The sequence below is a fragment of the Stakelama marina genome, from assembly GCF_018122655.1.
GTDB classification, from domain to species: Bacteria; Pseudomonadota; Alphaproteobacteria; order Sphingomonadales; family Sphingomonadaceae; genus Sphingomonas; species Sphingomonas marina.
Window position 1 is genome coordinate 1,244,732 of record NZ_JAGRQC010000001.1, and the last position, 19,469, is coordinate 1,264,200.

The 19,469-nt window shown below is 61.6% G+C and carries 12 protein-coding genes, 2 tRNA genes and 1 pseudogene; 8 read left to right on the forward strand and 7 right to left on the reverse strand.

Annotated elements, in window-relative coordinates; all coding sequences use genetic code 11:
• Positions 1 to 22 precede the first annotated feature (22 nt).
• Genes J7S20_RS05960 through J7S20_RS05975 form a run of 4 tightly spaced genes read left to right on the forward strand, consistent with a single transcriptional unit; the run spans position 23 to position 7,269 of the window.
• Positions 23 to 2,575, forward strand: coding sequence for a cellulase N-terminal Ig-like domain-containing protein (locus J7S20_RS05960; RefSeq protein WP_284053295.1), 2,553 nt, complete (start codon positions 23 to 25; stop codon positions 2,573 to 2,575).
• A gap of 46 nt (positions 2,576 to 2,621) precedes the next feature.
• Positions 2,622 to 4,895: a glycoside hydrolase family 3 N-terminal domain-containing protein gene (locus J7S20_RS05965; protein ID WP_284053296.1), complete on the forward strand. Its 2,274-nt coding sequence runs from the start codon at positions 2,622 to 2,624 to the stop codon at positions 4,893 to 4,895.
• On the forward strand, positions 4,895 to 6,235 hold the full coding sequence (locus J7S20_RS05970; RefSeq protein ID WP_284053297.1) for a GntT/GntP/DsdX family permease: 1,341 nt from the start codon (positions 4,895 to 4,897) through the stop codon (positions 6,233 to 6,235). Before J7S20_RS05965 ends, J7S20_RS05970 begins: the two co-directional genes overlap by 1 nt.
• 11 nt (positions 6,236 to 6,246) lie before the next feature.
• A complete protein-coding gene (locus J7S20_RS05975; RefSeq protein ID WP_284053298.1) occupies positions 6,247 to 7,269 on the forward strand; it encodes an SMP-30/gluconolactonase/LRE family protein in 1,023 nt (340 codons plus the stop codon).
• Between the two features lie 558 nt (positions 7,270 to 7,827).
• Here J7S20_RS05975 and J7S20_RS05980 read toward each other — a convergent pair.
• Positions 7,828 to 9,468, reverse strand: coding sequence for a winged helix-turn-helix domain-containing tetratricopeptide repeat protein (locus tag J7S20_RS05980; protein ID WP_284053299.1), 1,641 nt, complete (start codon positions 9,466 to 9,468; stop codon positions 7,828 to 7,830).
• A 207-nt stretch (positions 9,469 to 9,675) separates the two neighbouring features.
• Here J7S20_RS05980 and J7S20_RS05985 point away from each other — a divergent pair, with 207 nt between their 5' ends.
• Together J7S20_RS05985 and J7S20_RS05990 are read left to right on the forward strand one after the other, a co-directional pair.
• Complete coding sequence (locus J7S20_RS05985) at positions 9,676 to 10,140, forward strand: hypothetical protein (RefSeq protein ID WP_284053300.1); 465 nt, start codon at positions 9,676 to 9,678, stop codon at positions 10,138 to 10,140.
• Between the two features lie 313 nt (positions 10,141 to 10,453).
• Positions 10,454 to 11,752 carry an APC family permease gene (locus tag J7S20_RS05990; RefSeq protein ID WP_284053301.1) on the forward strand — a complete coding sequence of 433 codons (1,299 nt, stop codon included), beginning with the start codon at positions 10,454 to 10,456 and terminating at the stop codon, positions 11,750 to 11,752.
• A 415-nt stretch (positions 11,753 to 12,167) separates the two neighbouring features.
• Here the strand turns inward: J7S20_RS05990 and J7S20_RS05995 are convergent, their stop codons facing one another.
• The 6 genes and pseudogenes from J7S20_RS05995 to J7S20_RS06020 all read right to left on the reverse strand — a co-directional run.
• Entirely contained in the window at positions 12,168 to 12,860 is a 693-nt protein-coding gene (locus J7S20_RS05995; protein ID WP_284053302.1) for an imm11 family protein, read from the reverse strand.
• A 308-nt stretch (positions 12,861 to 13,168) separates the two neighbouring features.
• A complete protein-coding gene (locus J7S20_RS06000; protein WP_284053303.1) occupies positions 13,169 to 14,626 on the reverse strand; it encodes a CYTH and CHAD domain-containing protein in 1,458 nt (485 codons plus the stop codon).
• Between the two features lie 217 nt (positions 14,627 to 14,843).
• A tRNA-Thr gene (locus J7S20_RS06005) sits at positions 14,844 to 14,919 on the reverse strand.
• Positions 14,920 to 14,941: 22 nt separating this feature from the next.
• Positions 14,942 to 15,026 (reverse strand) — tRNA-Leu (locus J7S20_RS06010).
• Between the two features lie 54 nt (positions 15,027 to 15,080).
• The gene (locus J7S20_RS06015; protein WP_347709221.1) at positions 15,081 to 15,506 is read right to left on the reverse strand and encodes a DUF805 domain-containing protein; all 426 of its coding nucleotides are present in this window, start codon (positions 15,504 to 15,506) and stop codon (positions 15,081 to 15,083) included.
• Between the two features lie 36 nt (positions 15,507 to 15,542).
• Positions 15,543 to 16,424: pseudogene (locus J7S20_RS06020) on the reverse strand (YifB family Mg chelatase-like AAA ATPase); the annotation flags it as partial.
• A 31-nt stretch (positions 16,425 to 16,455) separates the two neighbouring features.
• Between J7S20_RS06020 and J7S20_RS06025 the strand changes: the two are divergent.
• Complete coding sequence (locus J7S20_RS06025) at positions 16,456 to 18,150, forward strand: recombinase family protein (protein ID WP_284053305.1); 1,695 nt, start codon at positions 16,456 to 16,458, stop codon at positions 18,148 to 18,150.
• Positions 18,151 to 18,886: 736 nt separating this feature from the next.
• Positions 18,887 to 19,018: a hypothetical protein gene (locus J7S20_RS06030; protein WP_284053306.1), complete on the forward strand. Its 132-nt coding sequence runs from the start codon at positions 18,887 to 18,889 to the stop codon at positions 19,016 to 19,018.
• The last annotated feature ends 451 nt before the right edge of the window (positions 19,019 to 19,469 follow it).

Here is a 19,469-nt window from a genome sequence, read left to right on the forward strand (position 1 = left end):
GCGCGGCGGGAACGCGCGCGGCATGAACGCGAAAGCGCGGTTGCTGGCAGCGCTCGCCCTGCCGGCGCTTGTGGCGGCGTCCGATGCCGCGGCGCCGGCGCTCCATCTCGATCCCGCGGGCTATCTGTCGGCGCCCGGGCTCGACGTCATCGTGTTCGACGACATCTATCCGGACGGCCACCAGACCGGCGTAACCGTGATCCAGCAGGGGGTTCGCGTCGCAGCGAATGGCGATGTGCGGCTGAGCCCCGCGCCCGGCCAATGGTCGCCGATGCCCGCGAGCGGAAAGCGCACGGTCGACAAGCAAACCGGCACGATCACGCAGACGATGCATTTCCCCGATCCGGCGAAGAACGGCCACGGGTTCAATCCGATCTTCTATCCGGACCTCGATCTCGGTTATGCCGTGCGCGTGACGCCGCTTGCCGGCGGCAGCTTTCGGATCAGCGTCGATCTCGACAAGCCGCTTCCTCCCGAATGGGTGGGAAAAGCCGGTTTCAATCTCGAACTGTTTCCGGGGTTGTTGTTCGGCAAGTCCTGGCTGATGGACAAACAGTCGGGGGTGTTCGCTCCACAGCCCGAAGGGCCAATCCGCTTGCAGGACGGTGGCACAGTACCGGTCCCGCGCAACGTCACCGGCGACGGGCCGACGCCCGATCCCAATGGCGAACCGCTGCCGGTGCCGATGGCGACCGGACACAAGCTGGTCGTGGCGCCTGAAACCGATGCTCAGCGGATGACGATCACCAGCGACGGTGCACCGCTCGAACTGCTCGACGGGCGCTTGCCGCATAACAATGGATGGTTCGTCATACGCTCCGCCATTCCCGCGGGTGCGACGAAGAATGCGATTACGTGGACGGTGACGCCGAACACCGTTCCTGACTGGCGCTATACGCCGGTCATCCAGGTTTCGCAGATCGGCTACGCGCCCGCGCAACCGAAACGCGCGGTGATCGAACTCGACGGGCGAACGACCGATGCGCAGCTGAAACCGGTGACGCTCTTCCGCCTCACCGACCATGGCCGCGAACAGGTGATGGCCGGCAAGGGCGAACCATGGGGCAAGTTCCTGCGCTATCGCTATGTCACGCTCGATTTCAGCCGCATACGCGATCCCGGGATGTACCAGATCGGCTATGGCGATCAGCTGTCGCATCCATTCCGCATCGACGGCAACGTCTATGCGCGCGGCGCGTGGCAACCGACGCTCGAATATTTCCTGCCCGTCCAGATGTGCCATATGCGCGTGAACGAGAAATACCGCGTCTGGCACGGCCTCGACCATCAGGACGACGCGCTGATGGCGCCGACCGGGCTCAATCATATCGACGGCTATGCGCAGGGCCCCTCGACGCTGACCCGGTACAAGCCCGGCGATGTGGTCCCGGGACTCGATCGCGGCGGCTGGCACGATGCGGGCGATTACGATCTGCGCGTCGAATCGCAGATCGGGACGACCTGGATGCTCGCCAAGATGGTCGAGGAATTCGGCCTGAACTACGACGCGACCACGATCGACGAAAAGAACCGGATCGTCGAAATCCACGATCCCGACGGCACCAACGACGCGATCCAGCAGATCGAACACGGTCTTCTGACGGTGCTCGGCGGCTACCGGGCGCTCGGCAGGCTCTACCGCGGGATCATCACGCCGTCGCTAAGGCGCTATGTGATGCTGGGCGATGCGGCGAACCACACCGACAATGTCTCCAAAAAGCCCGTAAAGGGCCTCGGCCTCGATACCAATGGCGACCCGATCAAATGGGACGACCGCTGGGTCTTCACCGAAGACAATCCCGACCGCGAACTCTATGTCGCCGGCGGCCTTGCCGGCGCCGCGCGGGTGCTGAAGGCGGCCGGTCGCCCGATGGCGGATGAGGCGCTGGCAGCGGCGAAGAATATCGCCGCCAGGGCGCTGGGCCGCGAAAAGGACAACAGTAAGGCGGTGTTCGCGCTGGCCGAGCTGATCCATACGACACACGATCCGGCCTATGTAGCCAGACTGGCCGCGCTGGAGCCCTATATACTCGCGCATATCGACAGCACCGGCTGGATGCTCGCGGAGATACAGGATCAGCTTCCCGGCAAATTCCGCGCCGATCTGGCTCAGGCGGTGGCAGACTATCAGGCGAAAGTCGCAGCCGATGCAAAGACCGATTCACCCTATGGCATTCCCTACAAGCCCAAGATCTGGGGTGCCGGCTGGGACATCCAGCAGCGCGGCGTCGAGCAGTATTTCTTTCACAAGGGCTGGCCGCGGGCGACGTCCACCGACAGCTATATGAACGCGCTTGATTTCGTGCTGGGCGTTCACCCGGGCGAAAACACCGCCAGCTTCGTATCCGGAGTCGGATCGGCGTCGGCAACGGTCGCATATGGCGCCAACCGCGCGGACTGGAGCTATATTCCGGGCGGCGTGATTTCGGGCACCAACCTGATCCGCCCCGACCTGCCCGAACTGAAAACCTGGCCATATTTCTGGCAGCAGACCGAATATGTGATGGGCGGCGGCGCGACCAATTACATGTTCCTCGCGCTTGCCGCCGACAGGCTCTACGGCGGAAAGCGATGACGCGGCCCACCGTCATTTCCGCTGCGCGCGCATCGCCGGTGACTGGATGATCGACCGGCGCCGATTCGTCGCGGCGGGCGCGCTGCTGGGCGCTGTTGCGCCTTTTGCGGGGCTGGCGCATGCCGCCACCGACACACGCGACCACGGCGCGATGATCGCCGACCTTCTCCGGCGAATGAACGTGACGGAAAAGGTCGGGCAGCTCGTCCAGCTTGCCGCCGGGCGGCAGAAGACGCCCAACTCCAAACTCGACGACGCGCTCCTTGCCCGCGTCCGGCGCGGCGATGTGGGGTCGCTGCTGAACGCGGCCGGCGCGGATGCGCTGCACGAATTGCAGCGAGTGGCGATCCGCGAAAGTCGGCTCGGCATACCGCTGCTCTTCGCGATGGACGTGATCCACGGCTATCGCACGATATTTCCCGTGCCGCTTGCGCTGGCGTCGAGCTGGGACCCGGCGACCGTCCGCGCCGCGGCGCGCGTGGCGGCGACCGAGAGTTTCGTTGCGGGACTTCACTGGACGTTTTCGCCCATGGTCGACATCGCGCGCGATCCGCGCTGGGGGCGCGTCGTCGAAGGTGCTGGCGAAGACCCGTATCTGGGCAGCGAAATGGCGCGCGCGCAGGTGCTGGGATACCAGACCGAAGATCCTAGGAACCGTGATGCGATCCTTGCCTGTGCGAAGCATTTCGTCGGCTATGGCGCGGCGCAGGGCGGCCGCGATTACAACAGCGCCGAACTGTCGGATCAGACACTGAACGAAGTCTATCTGCCGCCATTTCACGCCGCGGCCAAGGCGGGGTGCGGCACGTTCATGACCGCGTTCAACGATCTGGGCGGCGTGCCGATGACCGCCAATGTCGATCTCGTCCGGCATCTGCTGCGCGAACGCTGGGGCTATGGCGGACTGATCGTCAGCGACTGGAACGCGATCCGCGAGCTCATCGACCACGGCGTTGCCGCCGATGACGCGCAGGCGGCGGTGCTGGCGCTGAAAGCCGGACTCGACATGGACATGGCGAGCGAAAGCTTCGCCACCACGCTCGCCGCATCGGTGACGGCGGACAAGGCACTCCTGCCCCTGCTGGATGAAGCGGTCGGCCATGTGCTCCTCGCCAAGGCGCGGATCGGGTTGTTCGACGATCCACACCGATTCGGCGATGCCGGGCGCGAGGCAGCCGAAATCCTGTCACCAGCGCATCGGCGGGCGGCGCGCAAGGCGGCGGAGCGCTCGATCGTGCTGTTGCGCAACGAGGACGGTCTGTTGCCGCTCAGGCCCGGTACGAAAGTCGCGCTGATCGGCTCGCTCGCCGACGACAAGAGCTCGCCGCTGGGGCCGTGGCGGTGCCGCGGCGAAACGGGCGATGTCGTGACACTGAAGGACGCGATGGAAAGCTCAGACATCGATGTCACCTATCATCCCGGCGTCGGGCCGCGCGATGCGCAGGCCGACACGATCGCGCCGGCGGTGGCGACCGCGAAAGCAGCGGACGTGGTGGTCGTCGTGGTCGGAGAGGATTACGACTATAGCGGCGAAGCACGCAGCTATACCCATATCGGCCTGCCCGGCCATCAGACGGCAATGCTTGAAGCGCTCAAGCAAACGGGCAAGCCGCTGGTGGTCGTGCTGATGAGCGGGCGGCCGCTGGCGATCGAAGCGGCGTTGCGGGGCGTGCCCGCAGTCGTGCAAAGCTGGTTTCTGGGCATCGCGGGCGGCCCCGCGCTGGTCGACATGCTGACCGGCAAGCTCTCGCCCGCCGGGCGGCTGCCGATCGCGATGCCGCGCGATACCGGCCAATTGCCGATGACCTATGCCGAACGTCCCACGGGCCGCCGCGCCGAACCTGATCTTTCAAAGGACAGCTCGCGCTATCACGATGTCGCCATCGGGCCGCTGTTCGCATTCGGCCATGGGCTGGGCTACGCAGATTTCCGCTATTCGGGCGTGGCGGTCGAACCGCGCGGCGACGCAGTGCGCATCAGCGTGACCGTCACCAACACGAGCGACAGGACCGCCGAGGAAGTCGTGCAACTGTACCTGCGCGATCCGGTCGCGAGCATCGCGCGACCGGTGAAGGAACTGCGCGGCTTTGCCCGCGTGCCCTTTGAACCGGGCCAGACACGCAGCATCGCTTTCACCGTGCGGCCCGAACAGATGGCGATCTGGAAGCGTGGCGAGTGGGTGATCGAACCGGGAAGGATCGACTGTTTCATCGGCGCGTCCTCGGCGGATATCCGCGCGAGCGGCAGCTTCACGATCGCACGCGGCGGCAACGGGCGCGACCCCGCCGCCGCCATTCCGACGACGGTGGAGATCGATTGATGTCGGGCGGGTTCACGCTGCTGCTCGTCGGCGCCAGCATCGCCATCGTCATCCTGCTGGTGCTGCGCGTAAGGCTGCCGGCGGTGCTTGCACTCCTGCTGATGGCGCTGCTGACCGGGCTGGCGATGGGCGCGAGCCCGGCAGACGTGCTCGCCGCGGTGCAAAAGGGGACGGGCGAAGCGCTCGGCTTCGTCGCAGTGGTGATCGCACTGGGCGCGATGCTGGGCGGGTTGTTGGAAGCGAGCGGCGGCGTCGGCGCGATCGCGCGCAGGTTTCTGGCCATCTTCGGAGAAAGGCGTGCGCTCTGGGCGCTGCTGGCGGTCGGGATCGTCGTCGGCATTCCGCTATTCTTCGACGTCGCCTTCATCATTCTGACGCCGCTCATCACGACATTATCGGTGAAGGCTGGGCGTCGTGTCGTCTATTTCGCCATCCCCGTGCTCGCAGGCCTTATGTCGATGCACGCTCTGTTGCCGCCGCATCCGGGGCCGGTCGCGGTCGCCGGACTGCTCGGCACCGATTACGGGCTGATGGCGATGTACGGCCTTGCCTGCGGCATCCCCGCCGCGATCGTTGCCGGTCCGGTCTTTGCCAAGCTGGCGCACGGCACGCCCGGCATGGGAGACTATGCCCCGCCGGTCATGCTCGACGAGGAAGCGCCGCGGACGGCACCGGTCGGTTTCGCCATGGCGATCTTCGCGATGCTCGTGCCGCTCGCGCTCATCCTGCTGGGCGCGGTGGCGACCGCGACAATCGCAGACGGCCCGGCAAAGACGGCGCTGACCTTTATCGGCCACCCCTTCGTCGCGCTCGCAATCGCCTGTCTGCTCGTCTGGGGCGTACTCGGGTCGCGCGGCACGCCGCTTGCGACCACCGCGACGATCATGGGCAAGGCGCTGGAGCCCGCGGGCGTGCTGGTCCTCGTCGTCGGCGCCGGGGCTGCCTACAAGGAAGTGCTGATCCAGTCGGGCGCGGGCGCGGAAATCACCGCCGCGGTAACGGCGGCGAACCTGTCGCCGCTTGTCTTCGCCTTTCTGCTCGCTGGCTTCGTCCGCGTGGCGCAAGGTTCCGCCACCGTGGCGATGGTCACCGCAGGCGGACTCGCAGCGCCGCTTGTCGCCGCCGCCTCGCTATCGCCCGGGCGGGTCGCGCTGGTAACCGTGGCGATCGGCGCGGGCGCCTCGATCGCGAGCCACGTCAACGACACCGGATTCTGGCTGGTCAAACAATATCTGGGCGTGACCGAAGCGCAGACGTTCAAGAGCTGGACCGCGGCATCGAGCATTGCAGGCGCGACCATGTTCGTTATGGCGCTGATCCTGTGGCCTTTCGCCGCCTAGGGAGACGAACCATGCAAAGCCGCCGCGCCCTTCTTGCCGCCAGCGCCGCGCTGCCGCTCGCCGCGTGCGCGTCGCGCCTGGTCGAAGCCGGGCGCCGCACAATCGGCAGCGTCACCCGCCTCGATCCGCGACTCGATGCGATCCTCGACGCTTCCGCGCCGATCGAAGTCTTGGCGACGGGGCACCAATGGGTCGAAGGGCCGAGCTGGGTAACGGGCGGCGGCTATTTGCTCTATTCGGATGTGCCGAAGAACCAGATGTGGCGCTGGAGCGAGCATGGCGGCGACGAACTGTTCCTCCAGCCGTCCGGGCTGGCCGGCACGGTTCCTGCGGCAATTCGCGAAGCCGGATCGAACGGACTCTATTATGCCGGTGGCGATACGCTGCTGATGGCCGACAGCGGAACGCGCGCGATCGCACGGCTGAACCTCGCCACCGGGGCCAAGACGATCCTCGCCGACCGCTATCGGGGAAAGCGGTTCAACAGCTGCAACGATCTCGTCCTGTCGCGCTCGGGCGCGATCTACTTTACCGATCCGCCTTACGGGCTGGCTGATGGCGACGATTCGCCTCTCAAGGAACTTGATTTCAACGGCGTCTATCGGCTGAGCCCCGATGGCGATGTGACGCTGATCGACAAGCTGACCCGGCCGAACGGGATCGGCCTCTCGCCCGACGAACGGACGCTCTATGTGTCGGTATCAGACGAAAAACGGCCGGTGATCCTCACCTATCGGCTCCGGGAGGACGGACTGCCCGAGGCAGAGCCGAAGCTGTTGCGCGACTTCTCCAGAGAGCTGGCTGACGGCGGACCGGGGCTGCCCGACGGGATGACCGTACACAGCGATGGCTGGCTATTCTCCAGCGGCCCGGGCGGCCTGTACATATTGGCGCCCGACGGAGCGAAGCTCGGCCTGATCGCCACCGGCAAGCCGATCGCGAACTGCTGTTTCGGCGGCAGCGACGGCAAGATGCTGTACATGACATCGAGCGACATGCTGATCCGAATGCCGGTCCACACGGCCAGCGCGTAGAGAACGCGTCCAGCAGCCAGACAGCCGCATTTTGCCTTTGGAACGCTGGTGACGCGCGACTGTCTGCCCGGGACGACGACACTAAGAAGGTTCCGCCTTCCGCGACAATAATACTATCATTTCCTTTCCTCAGCTTGGTGGATAGAAGCGCTTCAACCTTGCGCAGATTGGCGCGTGCGGCGACTTTAAACGCACGCACCTCGATATTGGTGTGCGTGAGGATGATCCGGCTCGCTTGCGGAGCTGCATCGCGGTCGCGCTGCCAACGCTCGATAAGCGCACGCGCGTGGCCGCCCGCTGCCAGTCCGTACGCCGACGCGAGGCAAGGAGCGGAACAATTAAGGGCGCTACGTCTGTGTAAATGCCTGGGATCGCCATGAGCCTCAATATCGGTCATTCGATCGCCCCGGGGCCGCGCTCCCGGAAGCCGCCGCAAGACGCGAGCATGATGGGGAAACGCAACGGCTGTTGCTCTTGGTGCAGCTTCGGAGCGTTGCTCTGGTGGCTTCGCTTCAAGCAGCTCTCACTCGCCGCGATCTTCAATGAAAGCGGATGCCGTCAGGCCTTCGGCAGGGAATGCCAGACCTCCGAAATTGCAGAAAATACTTCCTTGCGCGTGAGATCTTCGCCGAACCAGTAGACCATCCTGCGTGCAAGGGCATTGTAATCGGTCAACGTGTAATCGGGTGCAATTGTTCTCAGACGAATTAACGTGGCAAGCGCATCATTCGTCCGGCCCGCCACGGCTTGTGCTGCCGCCAGCGTCACGAGATTGAGGCTATAGCCAGGGTTACGGGCTTCGCCATTTTCGTACGCCTCAATCGCTTCCTCGGCTCGGCCGAGCCTGATCTCGCAATTCCCACGATAGTGCGCCCAGACCGAATAGCGTGGATGATGCGGGGCGCGCTTCTCTGCGGTTTCGATCATCCGCAAGCCTTCTTCTTCGCCAGTCAGCCAGCACTGTTGCCAACCCAGCACCGCCAGAGTGTGCGCATTGTTCGGGTCCAGTTCCAACGCGGACCGCAAATGGCGTACCGCGAGCCGGGAATTTCCCATCATCGTTGCGGTTATTCCAGCGGCAGCCAAGACGTCTGGATCGTGCGGCGAAAGGGCGAGGCCCATGTCGATGTGGCGCTTGGCAAGCGAGAAGGTTTCTGTTGGCGCGTCGCAAAACTTGCTGGTTACGTTCTGTGTGTGTTGCACAGCCAAGGCCGCATGCACCGCGCCGTCTTCTGGATCGAGCACCAACGCTTGTTCCAAAAGCATAACAATTTCGTGTGCTGTTTCGCCGTTATAGTTCAGCCGCAGCGCCTCGGCCCGTTGGACAAGTTCATAGGCATTGAGTTGAAAGGGCCTGCGGTTTTGAAGCGTTGCCGCATGCGACAGGTGCAGAGCCGATGAAAGCGAGGTCGACACATCGAGCACGATCTTGTCCTGCACCGAATAGAACTGATCAAGACGGGCGTCGATCCGCTGCGCCCAGAGCTGGGCATCGTCGACGCCGTCCATCAGCGCCACTCGCAGCTGAAAATTCTCCCCCTGTCGCGCAAGCGAACCCGATACAAGATAGCGCACATCGAGCTGATCCGAGATGACCGGCGCGCGGTCTGTCCCTTCGCGCACGGTCTGGGCTGAGCTGTACGCAGCGACGCGAAGGCGCGGAACGCGCGAGAGCAGCATGGTAAGATCTCGGGTCAGGCCATCGGCCAGGTAGATGTCATGTTCTTCCATCGACTGCCGACGGAATGGAAGCACGGCCACCGCAAATTCGTCCTCCCGCGCATGAACATGGCACAGGGCACGCGCATGCGACGTGGTAGACAGTGGCGTTACCGGAGCGGTTAGCTTGTAGCCGCGTTTCCAGAAGGTTTCGATGTAATGGCCCGCATGCAGGTCTTGCCGAAAAATTCTACGCAGCAGTGAGATGGCACGGGTCAGACTTTCGTCCGCATACGGATTGAAGAACCAGACATGCTCGATCAGTTCGTCGCGCGAGACCGTATCGCCAGCCCTCTGTGCGAGCAAGCAAAGCACATCCATGACCAGTGGCTCCACGGGGTGGGCCGCCCCCGCATATTCGAGCAGGTTGCTTGCCGGATCGACTGTGAAAGCGCCCACGCGAAAGCGCACTGAAGCGACCGCCGGGGCGCCTTTCGGGCCAACGGATTTGCTGGTTCTATCGCTCCCAGCAACGATCATCTTGCCAACTGCATCTGTGTCCCTCCTCGAGAGAAACCCGCAGGTGTTGCAAGGATTATGCCCGAAAGTCGTGAATAATCAACGTGAGCCACGCCAGCATCGGCGCCCTCAGCTTTCCCTCAGGACTATTCATTTTCCAACTGCCACACAAGGCAACGCGGGCGCCGTCTGCGAACCGCGAAGTTCAGGAAGTAAGGGAGCATCACGATGAATTGTAAGCACCTGTTACTATCCGTTGCCGCAGCAGTGTCGGCGGCAGCCATGTCGGCACCGGCATCGGCGCAGATCGAACTCTACAAGGATTACGAACCAAGTCCGCAGGTCGTCGAAATGACCACGGTGCAAGTCGATGACGGTCAGTTCGAGACCTATTTGCAGGGCCTGAAATCGACCTGGATCGCCAGCAACGAGGTCGCCAAGAAACTTGGCATCATCAAGGACTACCACATTTACTGGAACACGGCCCCCACGGTCGGCACCTTCGATCTGGTGCTCGAGATCGTCTATCCCTCCGTCGAGGATTGGGCGGGAAGCAAGGCGAATTACATGAAGTTTCTCGACGCCTACGGCAAAGCCAATATCGATAAGGGCGATGAGACCGTGAGGAGCCTCTACAACAAGATCCGCGAGATCAAAGCGACCTATGTGATGCGCGAAGTGATCGTGCATTGACGAGAGCTGTTCCAGGGAGCGGCCGCGGATAGCCGCGCCGCCGCTCTTCAATAGCCGCGTGCACGCGGTCCAATGGTCCACACCATGAGAAGCGAACCTTCGCTTCGTTGCTTGTATGACCGCTTGGCGAGCGTCTCGAACGACGCCCAAATATAACGACATTCAAGTGACTTGGTAGGCATCTATGGTGGATTTTCAGCCTTGGACCGCGCGCCTGCAAACTCCGTCGAGCACAGCGGCCATTTGAGGAATTGATCCAAAGCCTGATCGTCCTCGCCCGCCATGCATCGACTCTGGTCAGGGTAATCGCCTTATGAACCAACAGACCAAACCACCCAGGGTTGTCGGCGTGTTCGGGGCCAGCCTGATGAGCGTCAACGGGATGATCGGCGCGGGTATCTTCGCCTTGCCCGCACTGCTCTACGACAAGACCGGCGCCTTCGCCCCGTGGATGTTCCTGATCTTCGGAGCGCTCTTTGCCTGCGGCACCCTGATCGCGGCTCAGCTTGCGGCCATGTTCCGCTCGTCAGGAGGGCCGCAACTCTATGTACAGGCGGCGTTTGGCCCGGTTCTTGGTTTCCAGGTCGGCTGGCTCCACGTAATCGCCATGGCTGCCGGGCGCGCAGCGACGCTGCATGTGCTGGTGTCTTACCTCGCCGTGTTTTTTCCGGCGCTCGACGGACCGGTCGCGCGTCCGGTGGCGGTGCTGTCATTGCTCCTGGCGCTGGGCGGAGTGTCGCTGTCGGGGATGCGACGGGCGATCGACGGGCTGGCCGTGGGCACGGTGCTCAAGGTGACTCCGATTGTGGTCCTGTGCGCCGCCGCCTTTGCCAAGGGAGGCATGTCCTTCAGCTTCAGACCGCCGGACTTGGGGACCTTCGATTCCGTCGCGCTGCTGGTATTCTTTGCCTTTTCGGGAGCGAGCAACGCGGCCAATTCCGCCGGAGAGGTGAAGGAGCCCCGTAGAACGCTCCCCGTGTCGATGCTGCTTTCCTTGGCGATGATCGTGGCGTTCTACATGATCGTGGAATGGGCCTTTATTGCCGCGGGCGCACCATCGAGCGGCAATGGCACTCCGCTGGCGGCCGCCGCGGGCAAGGTGATGGGACCTGCGGGGGCCGTCGCGCTCACGCTCGCTGCGGTGTTTTCAATCGCCAGCAATTCGCTGACATATTTCGTTGGTGGGCCGAGGGTCATCTACGGCATGGCGGAGCGTGGACTGCTGCCGGACAGGCTCACGCATCTGTCTCCCCGGTTCCTTACTCCGGATTGGGCAATAATATTGTTCACGCTCATGGTGGCCGTCGTGTCGCTAAGCGGAACGTTCGCCTTTCTTGCAGAGGTCACCGCCTTGGGAGCGCAATTTATCGGCCTGTGCATGATAGGGGCCTTCGTCCTTTTCCGCATTCGGGGGCGAGGGGAAGAGAGCCGAGGCCTTTCGCCATTCTGGATCGCCATCGTCGCTGTCACTGTCGCCTTCGCAATCTATGCTGCGCTGCAGGCGACGCTTGCGGCGTACATGCTGATCGTCGCGCTCCTGCTGGTCGGCAGCGTCTTGGGCATGCTCGCTCGCCGCGGCGGCGTGGCGAGGCCAGCGCCGATCTTCGAATAATCCGCAAAGCGTATGTGGAGGCTGAGATGCTGTAGATTGCAGCAGCATCCTTCGTTCAGCCACGCGCCCCGCGTGCTACCGGCCAGCTTTCCGGCCCGCGGCCGATAGCAGATCGACCGCGAACGGCCGGATGGCTGCCGGAGGCTCGCAATCGAAGCCGCCAGTCGGCCATGTGCCCCGTCTCGGCCAACAGATCGTCCGGGCCCGGCTCGCGATCACGCGACCTGGCGCACCGCATCGGCGCCAACCGTCGGGCCATCTTTGAGAAGATAGCAGTGGGAGGAACCCGTGGCGACGCATTTTGGCCTGTCAGTGGCTCGCGGATGATCGCCCAGCGCTCGCAGCTTCGGCAGCGTATTCCGCCGCGTCGTTAGCTAAACAGCCTTCTCAACCCTCTGTACAAAGCCCGCGCGGCTCATTCGGCGCGAAGCCATTCTGGAAAATTCTGCTCTACCCAGTCCCGCCGATTGGCAGCCAACCAGTCTTTGGTAGGACGGATCTGCTGCGAAAGATCGAGATCGCGATCCACCTCTTCCGCCTTGTCATAGAGGACGTACCGGACCTTCTCCTTCTCCATGCGCGCCTTCAGCGGGTCGGAAAAGAATACCTGCCCGGCAAGTATCAGACGCCCTACCCACAAGTGGCGGCCTCCGATCGCGGGCCTGCTCAGCACTAGGTCGCTCGCGGTACCGTTGAGGAACGGCATGCCTTTCCACTCGCCCGCCTTCTTTTCGGACCAGTAGAGAGACTTCGACTGGTCGGCTAGAATGGCGTCGAAGCGCTGGCACGCGTTGAAGATGAAATACTTCTCATCGTAAGGCGTGCCATCCTTCGCCTTGAGCGAGATCGGGAAAAACTGGTGCGTGTCGGGCTCGAACTCTTCGACGATCGCCTTGAACTTCGCGCTGACGGCATTCAGGCCCGGCATCGGGAAGACGTCGCACAGCTTCTTTTTATCGTTCTGGGTCGCTGTGGTCGGAAGCAACGATAGATCGTCGACCGCACCGCCATGGCTGAAGCCGAACAGCGCGAGGACTTTCGGCCTGTCGTCCCACTTGAAGTCCGGTCGCCGCGGCGCGCCGTATTCCATCTGAACCGCCCAAGCCATCGTAGCTCCCTCCGATCCAAAAGCACTATTGCAACTCCGCGGTGTTCCGCTCGCGACAATGTCTATCGTCGCAGCAAATGGGAGTGAGTCAACTCAAAGGGGGAGGAGCGTCGATCGTTGCAAGAAGGGCAATGTGCTGATTGTCGATAAAAGCACTGTCCAAGTCATCCACTGCTCGCGGAACAACGGGCGGCTGTGTCAATTCTCGTAGCCCGTCGTCAGAATGGTCGTCGGGACCACCGCTAGGGTCGGCTCAGCTCGGTCGTATTTTATGCACATTCAGAAGCGCGCCGGACGGGTTGTGTGCTTCAAGCGACCGTCCAGAACTCCCTCGCCTCGAGAAGCTCCTGGAGTCTTCGGCCAGCGCGCTTCGCCTGTCTGGCATTGCCGCTCGGCACGTTGCTGCCGTCCAGCTCGGCGAGCATCGCGCGCGCGACCGCCAAATCGTTTAGTTTGCCAAGTTCTTTTTGCAGCCGGTTCAGCGTGCGCAGGAAGCGCTCGGTCCGGCGCGGATGATCGTATTCGAAAAGCGACGCGAAGGAGTCACTCGCATATCGGAGATGCTTTGCCGCAATTCGGACGCGGTGACGTTTCGCCGGCGCTAGCTTCGAAAAGTGGCGCGCGCGCCGCGCCAGGCGATTGCGCGCGCGCGTGAGCGCCTCGGTTGCGAAGCCAGTGATCGGACCATCACTTTCGGTCCGAAGCCGTTCCAACATATTCCGGCGCGACCCGGCCCACTCGATCAGATCGAGCGGCAGCGCGCGTGCCGCCGGCGCACGCAGCACGCCCACCAATCGAGCATAGGCATCGGTTCGCCGCTGTCCGAGAATATCCCTATGGCGCTCGAACATGCTGCTGCCGATCGCTACGTCAATGTCGCGCAGCCTGCCAATCTCCCGCGCGAGGTCGCGCACCATCTCGTCAAAGCGATCCGCCCGCACATCGAGCATGCCACCGAAAAGCGCGAGAACCGATCGCAACCGCCTCAGGGCGACACGAGCCTGATGCACGGCCTCAGGCTCGTGACGATCCAGCAACACCGTCTCGTTCAGCCGATATTGCCGCAAGCAGGCGGCGATCAGTTGGGGAAATGCCTCACGAATGGTGAGTGCCGGAGAAAGCGCGATGGATTCGGCCGGATACCCTCTTCTTAGCGGCTCTAGAAGGCGAAACCCACGCTCTGCCTTGCTCGATACGCTGATACGTATCGGTACGACACGATCGAGCTTGCGAGCCAAAGCGAATCCAGCGGTTGCATCGCCGCTGGCAATTTCCACTTCCACTTCGCAGAAAGCGCTCTGACGCTCATCTGCACGGATCAGTGCCTCGTCGACTACCAAGCAGAGGGCCTTCTGCTCTCCAACCATCCAGCGGGAACGCGCGGTTTCAATGTCGAAAACCGATGCTAGCTCCGCCACCATCCGCGGATCGAGTATAAGCTCCGTGATGCGATCATCTGCGACGGGCGCCAGCGAAGCCACCCGCTTTTCCCATTCGGCCCGATCAAACATGCCCGCAGCAGAAGGGCTGAGCGTCTTGACGGTCTGGACCAGGCCGTTGCCACACGAGCGGATACGCAGCACCAAATCGGACGCGAATAGTCGACGATCAGGCGTGTCGAAATAGACAGAATGTTGGCGGGCGCATTCCGGGCTTCCCCGCAAGGCGAGCCACTTTTTGAGCTTTCCGGCATCTTCGATGCCCAAATCGAGCTTTATCTCCAGTTCGCGCGGCCAGGAGGCGCGCGCGGTTCGATGCATGGTCATTGCGAAAAGATGGCGGCATCGGTGCAGCGCTGCCAATCAGGATCTACCCGGAACCTTCTCGGCCAAGCGCCATCGGTGAAGTAAAATCTATAACATTCGAGCCGACCATGAGAGTATTTCAGATGACCATGGGACGGACTGGTCTGTCGCTTCCCCATCTCGCTGAGAACGTCCTTCCTCGCGGCCATAAAGCCGAGGAGGTGTTTTCAAATGTTAATGGTGCCGGTTGCAGGATTCGAACCCGCGACCTTCGGTTTACAAAACCGCTGCTCTACCAACTGAGCTAAACCGGCGTCGCGATGACCGCGAAAGCGTTGGTGCCCCTGGCCGGACTCGAACCAGCATGCCTTGCGGCACTCGATTTTGAGTCGAGCGCGTCTACCAATTTCGCCACAGGGGCTCCGTCGCGAAAAATGGGCCCTAGCGCAGGCCGGGGCGGGCCGCAACGATCACGTCAGCTGAAAATTTCGTCGACGTCCTGCCGGTCGGTTGGCTCCTTGGGATCGGGGCCGAAGCGGTTAGTGCCCTGAGTTCCGTCAAGCAGCATGAATATCAGCAGCAGAATCCAGCCGAGAACTGGCACGAATATCAGCAAAAGCCACCAGCCCGACCGGTCGATGTCATGCAGCCGGCGCACGGCCACCGTGATGCCAGGAATGAAAAAGAACAGCGACGCCGCCGTGCTGAACGGTCCATCGACCGTCCAGTGGGCGTACACACCCCAGTCGAACCCGCTCGACCACAAGGCGCCGACACCGATCACCCGGTCCGCCATCGTCGCGGCAACGCCGACCAGAATCGTGAACAGATAGAACATCCAATATTCCATCCTCCGCGAACGCCCGGAAATCTGAAAATACCGCTTTAGCGGCAGCAGCATCCATTCCACGTCTTCCCCCTCTCCTTCCTGACCTGACTACGCCACCGGTGCGCGGCGGCGATAGCTGAGCGCCTCTGCGATATGGACGCGCCCGACCTCCTCCGCACAGTCGAGATCGGCAATGGTGCGTGCGACGCGCAGGACACGGGTATAGCCGCGCGCCGACATGCGCATCGCCTCCGCCGCTTGGGCGAGCAGCTTGCGTCCCGCTTCGTCGGGCGTCGCAAATGTTTCGAGCAGATCGCCGTCGATTTCGGAATTCGTCCGCGCCGCGACATCGGCATATCGTTTCGATTGGGTTTCGCGCGCCGCCGCGACCCGTTCGGCGACCTCGGCCGATCCTTCGGCGGGCGGCGGCAGGACGAGGTCTGCCGCGCTCACCGCCTCGACATCGATATGCAGGTCGATCCGGTCGAGCAGCGGCCCCGATACCTTTGCCTGATAATCGGCGGCGCATTTGGGTGCCCGCGCGCAGGCGAGCGCTGCGTCGCCAAGGTGGCCGCATCGACAGGGATTCATCGCCGCGACGAGTTGGACGCGCGCGGGAAAGGTCACATGCGCATTGGCGCGCGCGACGCTCACCTTGCCCGTTTCGAGCGGCTGGCGGAGCGAATCGAGCACCGCGCGCTGGAACTCCGGCAGTTCGTCGAGAAACAAAACGCCGAGATGCGCCATGGAGACCTCGCCAGGCTTCACCTTCAGCCCGCCCCCGGTCAGCGCCGCCATCGACGCCGAATGATGCGGGCTGCGAAACGGGCGGGTCCGCGTCAGCCTGCCGCCGTCCAGCGTTCCGGCGACCGACGCCACCATCGACACCTCCAGCGCTTCCGCCGGATCGAGCGGCGGCAATATGCCTGGCAGGCACGAGGCGAGCAGCGACTTGCCCGCCCCGGGCGGTCCGACCATCAGCATGTTGTGTCAAGCTACACCTCATGGTAGCACAATAAATATGGATACCATCATCTATGTCCGTTGGTCCAGTGCGGAACAATCCAAGGGTCAGTCAGAAGAGCGGCAGCTCAGCCTGTGTCGCGCTCATGCGCAGCAACGCGGCTGGAATGTGGTCCGAACCTTCATCGACAACGGCATGTCCGCATTTACTGGTGAACATCGGCAGATGGGTGAGCTGAGCAAGCTAGAACAGGAGATCAGGGACAAACGCTATCCGAATGGCGTCATCCTCCTTGTTGAACGTCTCGATCGCCTCTCGCGGGAAGCGCCAAGCCAATTCTACCTCTGGCTTGATGCGATAACCCGGAACGGCGTGACGGTGGCCACCGTTGATGGCGACCGCACTTACAGCGGCAGCTTAGATATGGCCTCTATTATCGAGGTTGTGGTGAAGGCCTCGTTGGCTAACGACGAATCGGTCGCGAAGAGCAGGCGGGTTGCATCCGCATGGGCGAGCAAGAGGGCACGGCTAGCGGCGGGTGACAGGCACGCGATGACAATGCGCGTTCCGGCGTGGCTTTCGGTGAACGACGATCGCACCTTCTCGCTGCACGCCGGCAGGGCGGCAATCATAAAGCGCATCTTCGAGGAAACCGCTCAAGGTTCTGGCAAGCACACAATCGCCCGCCAGCTCAATTCCGAGGGCGTCCCAACCTTTGGGCGATCAGCAGCTTGGCACGCTTCATATATTCAGAAAATATTGAACAGCCCTGCCGTGCTTGGCGAGTTTCAACCTGGCGTAAAGCCGAGAGGAGCCAAACGGAAGCTGGTCGATCAGCCGATAAGCAACTACTATCCAGCCGTAATTGACGCTGATCTTTATTCTAGAGCTCGCACAAGCATGCAATCCCGCTCTCGAAAGAGCTTAGGTCGTGGCCGAAGAATCGCCAACCTTTTCTCGGGACTTGCCCGATGCGGCACCTGTGGTTCTAAAATGACACTCCGCAGCAAAGGGAAGAAGACCCGTGCGGACGGCCGTGTCGTGTATGAGGACTACTTAGTGTGCGACAAAATGCAGCGCGGGATAATAAGCGAAACTGGGGAGAAGTGCCGCAATAATCTGCGCTACAATTATAGCATTTTAGAAAAAGGCGTCCTAGATGCCATCTTATCGGACGCGATGGACGACACTCATTTCGCTGATGTAACGCTAGTACATCAACTCGCGATTGAGCACGCGGAGAAGAAGATAGAGTGGGAGCGACTCAAGCGGAAGTCGAAGTCGATGCTTGAGCTCTGGGAAGATGACCGTGACGACGAGGACGCTAAGCACGCATATCGCAAGGCCAGGGAAGATCATAAAGTCCTGAAGGCTGCTATCGACGAAATCGCGGTCAAGCTGATGACCGCCAGAGGCAAGGCCACTCCCGAGGAACATGCTGCTCGTATTGCTTCCGTTCGTGCTGATATGAGCAGCATGGACGAAGAAACCCGCCTTCGTGCTCGAACGACCGTTCGGCTAGCAATCAGTGAGCTCGTTCAAGAACTGACCTTTCACAGGAAAGCCAAGAGAATAGGCGTAAAACTTCTGAGCGGATCGCGCAATATCACGATCAGTGCGGATGATGGCCGCGTGACGTTCGACATCATCCCGCCCATGGTGAGCGCGCCCGTCGATGGACTTTCTGAGCGGCAAGTGCGTGTACGCAGCCGCGTGCTGAGGTCGAATCGCGCGAGGCGCCCAACGAAGTGATCCGGCGGCAATTGATTGGTGAGGTCAGCGAACGGCGATCGTGGGCAGTGTTTCAGTTTAGTCTTGATAGGTGCTCGGTGCCACGCTGGTATTGAGGCTTGAGGATCATCATATCGAATACCGTCGGCGATTAACCGAATGGACATAACATTCCGAATCATCGTGTAGAGCGCGCGCGTTTTCGGCCTCGGATTGACGATCAATCAGCGCAACGTAGGCGATATCTCCACAAAAGTTTGATTGACATTCAATCATTTTACGACTACGTGCGGTCATGCGCACGTAGTCGTTATGCTTCCCCCACCACGGCGCTACGCGTTTGTACGGAAATGATTTCCGTTGCCAAATTGGCCAAAATAGATAAGCGACGGACATATCATTCGGTGTTGAGCGTTGAAGAATTGGAGTTTCCAATTTGTCAACCTTCATTCAGATACGATCTCCGATAACGTTATCGGAAGTGAGGACTGAAATGATCGGAAGTGAGGACTGAAATGCCCAAGGGTCCGCAAGGACAGAAGCGACCTGCTGACGCGATCGGCCTTGCCGTTCATGTGGCGCAGATCGCTACGGGCGACGTTGAAGACGATATTTAGATTTCCGGACGGGCAGGAGGTAAAACCGCCGGAGGTGTCGCGAGGGCCGCCAAACTCGCGCCGAAGACAAGGGCAGATATCGCCAACAAGGCTGCAAAGGCTTCGTTGGTCAAAGAGAGAAAGAGACAGGTGATATGAATATGCAGACGAAGGAAGCCGGCGCTGACGGCCGCGAGGCCGTCCGCATGTATCCAAACAACAGCTTGCGTGAGCCGGTTAACCCGTACCGTAACCGCTTCGCAGATGTGGTGAAAAGCACCTTTACGAAGTAATTTTTCATCTACACAATACGGAGCCCCCTGTTCGAAAGGATGGGGGGCTCAAGCGTTTCTGGGGGCTAGACTTTGGTTGCGAATATTCTCCGCGAGCTTCAAGGCGAAGACTTTTTTGTAGACCAAGTCGGAAGCCACTTTAGAAACACAGATGATTACGGCGATATGCTATCATGCGCAGTCACCGTTGACGAAGATCGGCTGAAGTGGGCTCATACAGAGTACCAGCAAGGAGTCAGCGAATTTTCAATTCGTTTGGACTCCGGCGACCCAGATCATTATAAAAGATGCGGCGCACTTTTGCGTGCGCTCTATCGCATCAAGCCAATAACCGTCGTCGAATTTGATCCTCCACTAGACGAATTCGATAGCTTGTTTGCCCCAGTCGGTGTTTCGTACTCTGACGCAGAATATGCACTTTCCTTGGGCAGGACTTTTAAGCTTTATCATA

Excerpts from the sequence above, each read along its gene's own strand:
- J7S20_RS05980 (WP_284053299.1), bottom strand. The coding sequence starts at position 9,468 with ATGATCGTTGCTGGGAGCGATAGAACCAGCAAATCCGTTGGCCCGAAA.
- J7S20_RS06000 (WP_284053303.1), bottom strand. The coding sequence starts at position 14,626 with ATGACCATGCATCGAACCGCGCGCGCCTCCTGGCCGCGCGAACTGGAG.
- J7S20_RS05965 (WP_284053296.1), top strand. The coding sequence starts at position 2,622 with ATGATCGACCGGCGCCGATTCGTCGCGGCGGGCGCGCTGCTGGGCGCT.
- J7S20_RS06030 (WP_284053306.1), top strand. The coding sequence starts at position 18,887 with ATGCAGACGAAGGAAGCCGGCGCTGACGGCCGCGAGGCCGTCCGCATG.
- J7S20_RS05975 (WP_284053298.1), top strand. The coding sequence starts at position 6,247 with ATGCAAAGCCGCCGCGCCCTTCTTGCCGCCAGCGCCGCGCTGCCGCTC.
- J7S20_RS05990 (WP_284053301.1), top strand. The coding sequence starts at position 10,454 with ATGAACCAACAGACCAAACCACCCAGGGTTGTCGGCGTGTTCGGGGCC.
- J7S20_RS06015 (WP_347709221.1), bottom strand. The coding sequence starts at position 15,506 with ATGCTGCTGCCGCTAAAGCGGTATTTTCAGATTTCCGGGCGTTCGCGG.
- J7S20_RS05985 (WP_284053300.1), top strand. The coding sequence starts at position 9,676 with ATGAATTGTAAGCACCTGTTACTATCCGTTGCCGCAGCAGTGTCGGCG.
- J7S20_RS06025 (WP_284053305.1), top strand. The coding sequence starts at position 16,456 with ATGGATACCATCATCTATGTCCGTTGGTCCAGTGCGGAACAATCCAAG.
- J7S20_RS05960 (WP_284053295.1), top strand. The coding sequence starts at position 23 with ATGAACGCGAAAGCGCGGTTGCTGGCAGCGCTCGCCCTGCCGGCGCTT.
- J7S20_RS05970 (WP_284053297.1), top strand. The coding sequence starts at position 4,895 with ATGTCGGGCGGGTTCACGCTGCTGCTCGTCGGCGCCAGCATCGCCATC.
- J7S20_RS05995 (WP_284053302.1), bottom strand. The coding sequence starts at position 12,860 with ATGGCTTGGGCGGTTCAGATGGAATACGGCGCGCCGCGGCGACCGGAC.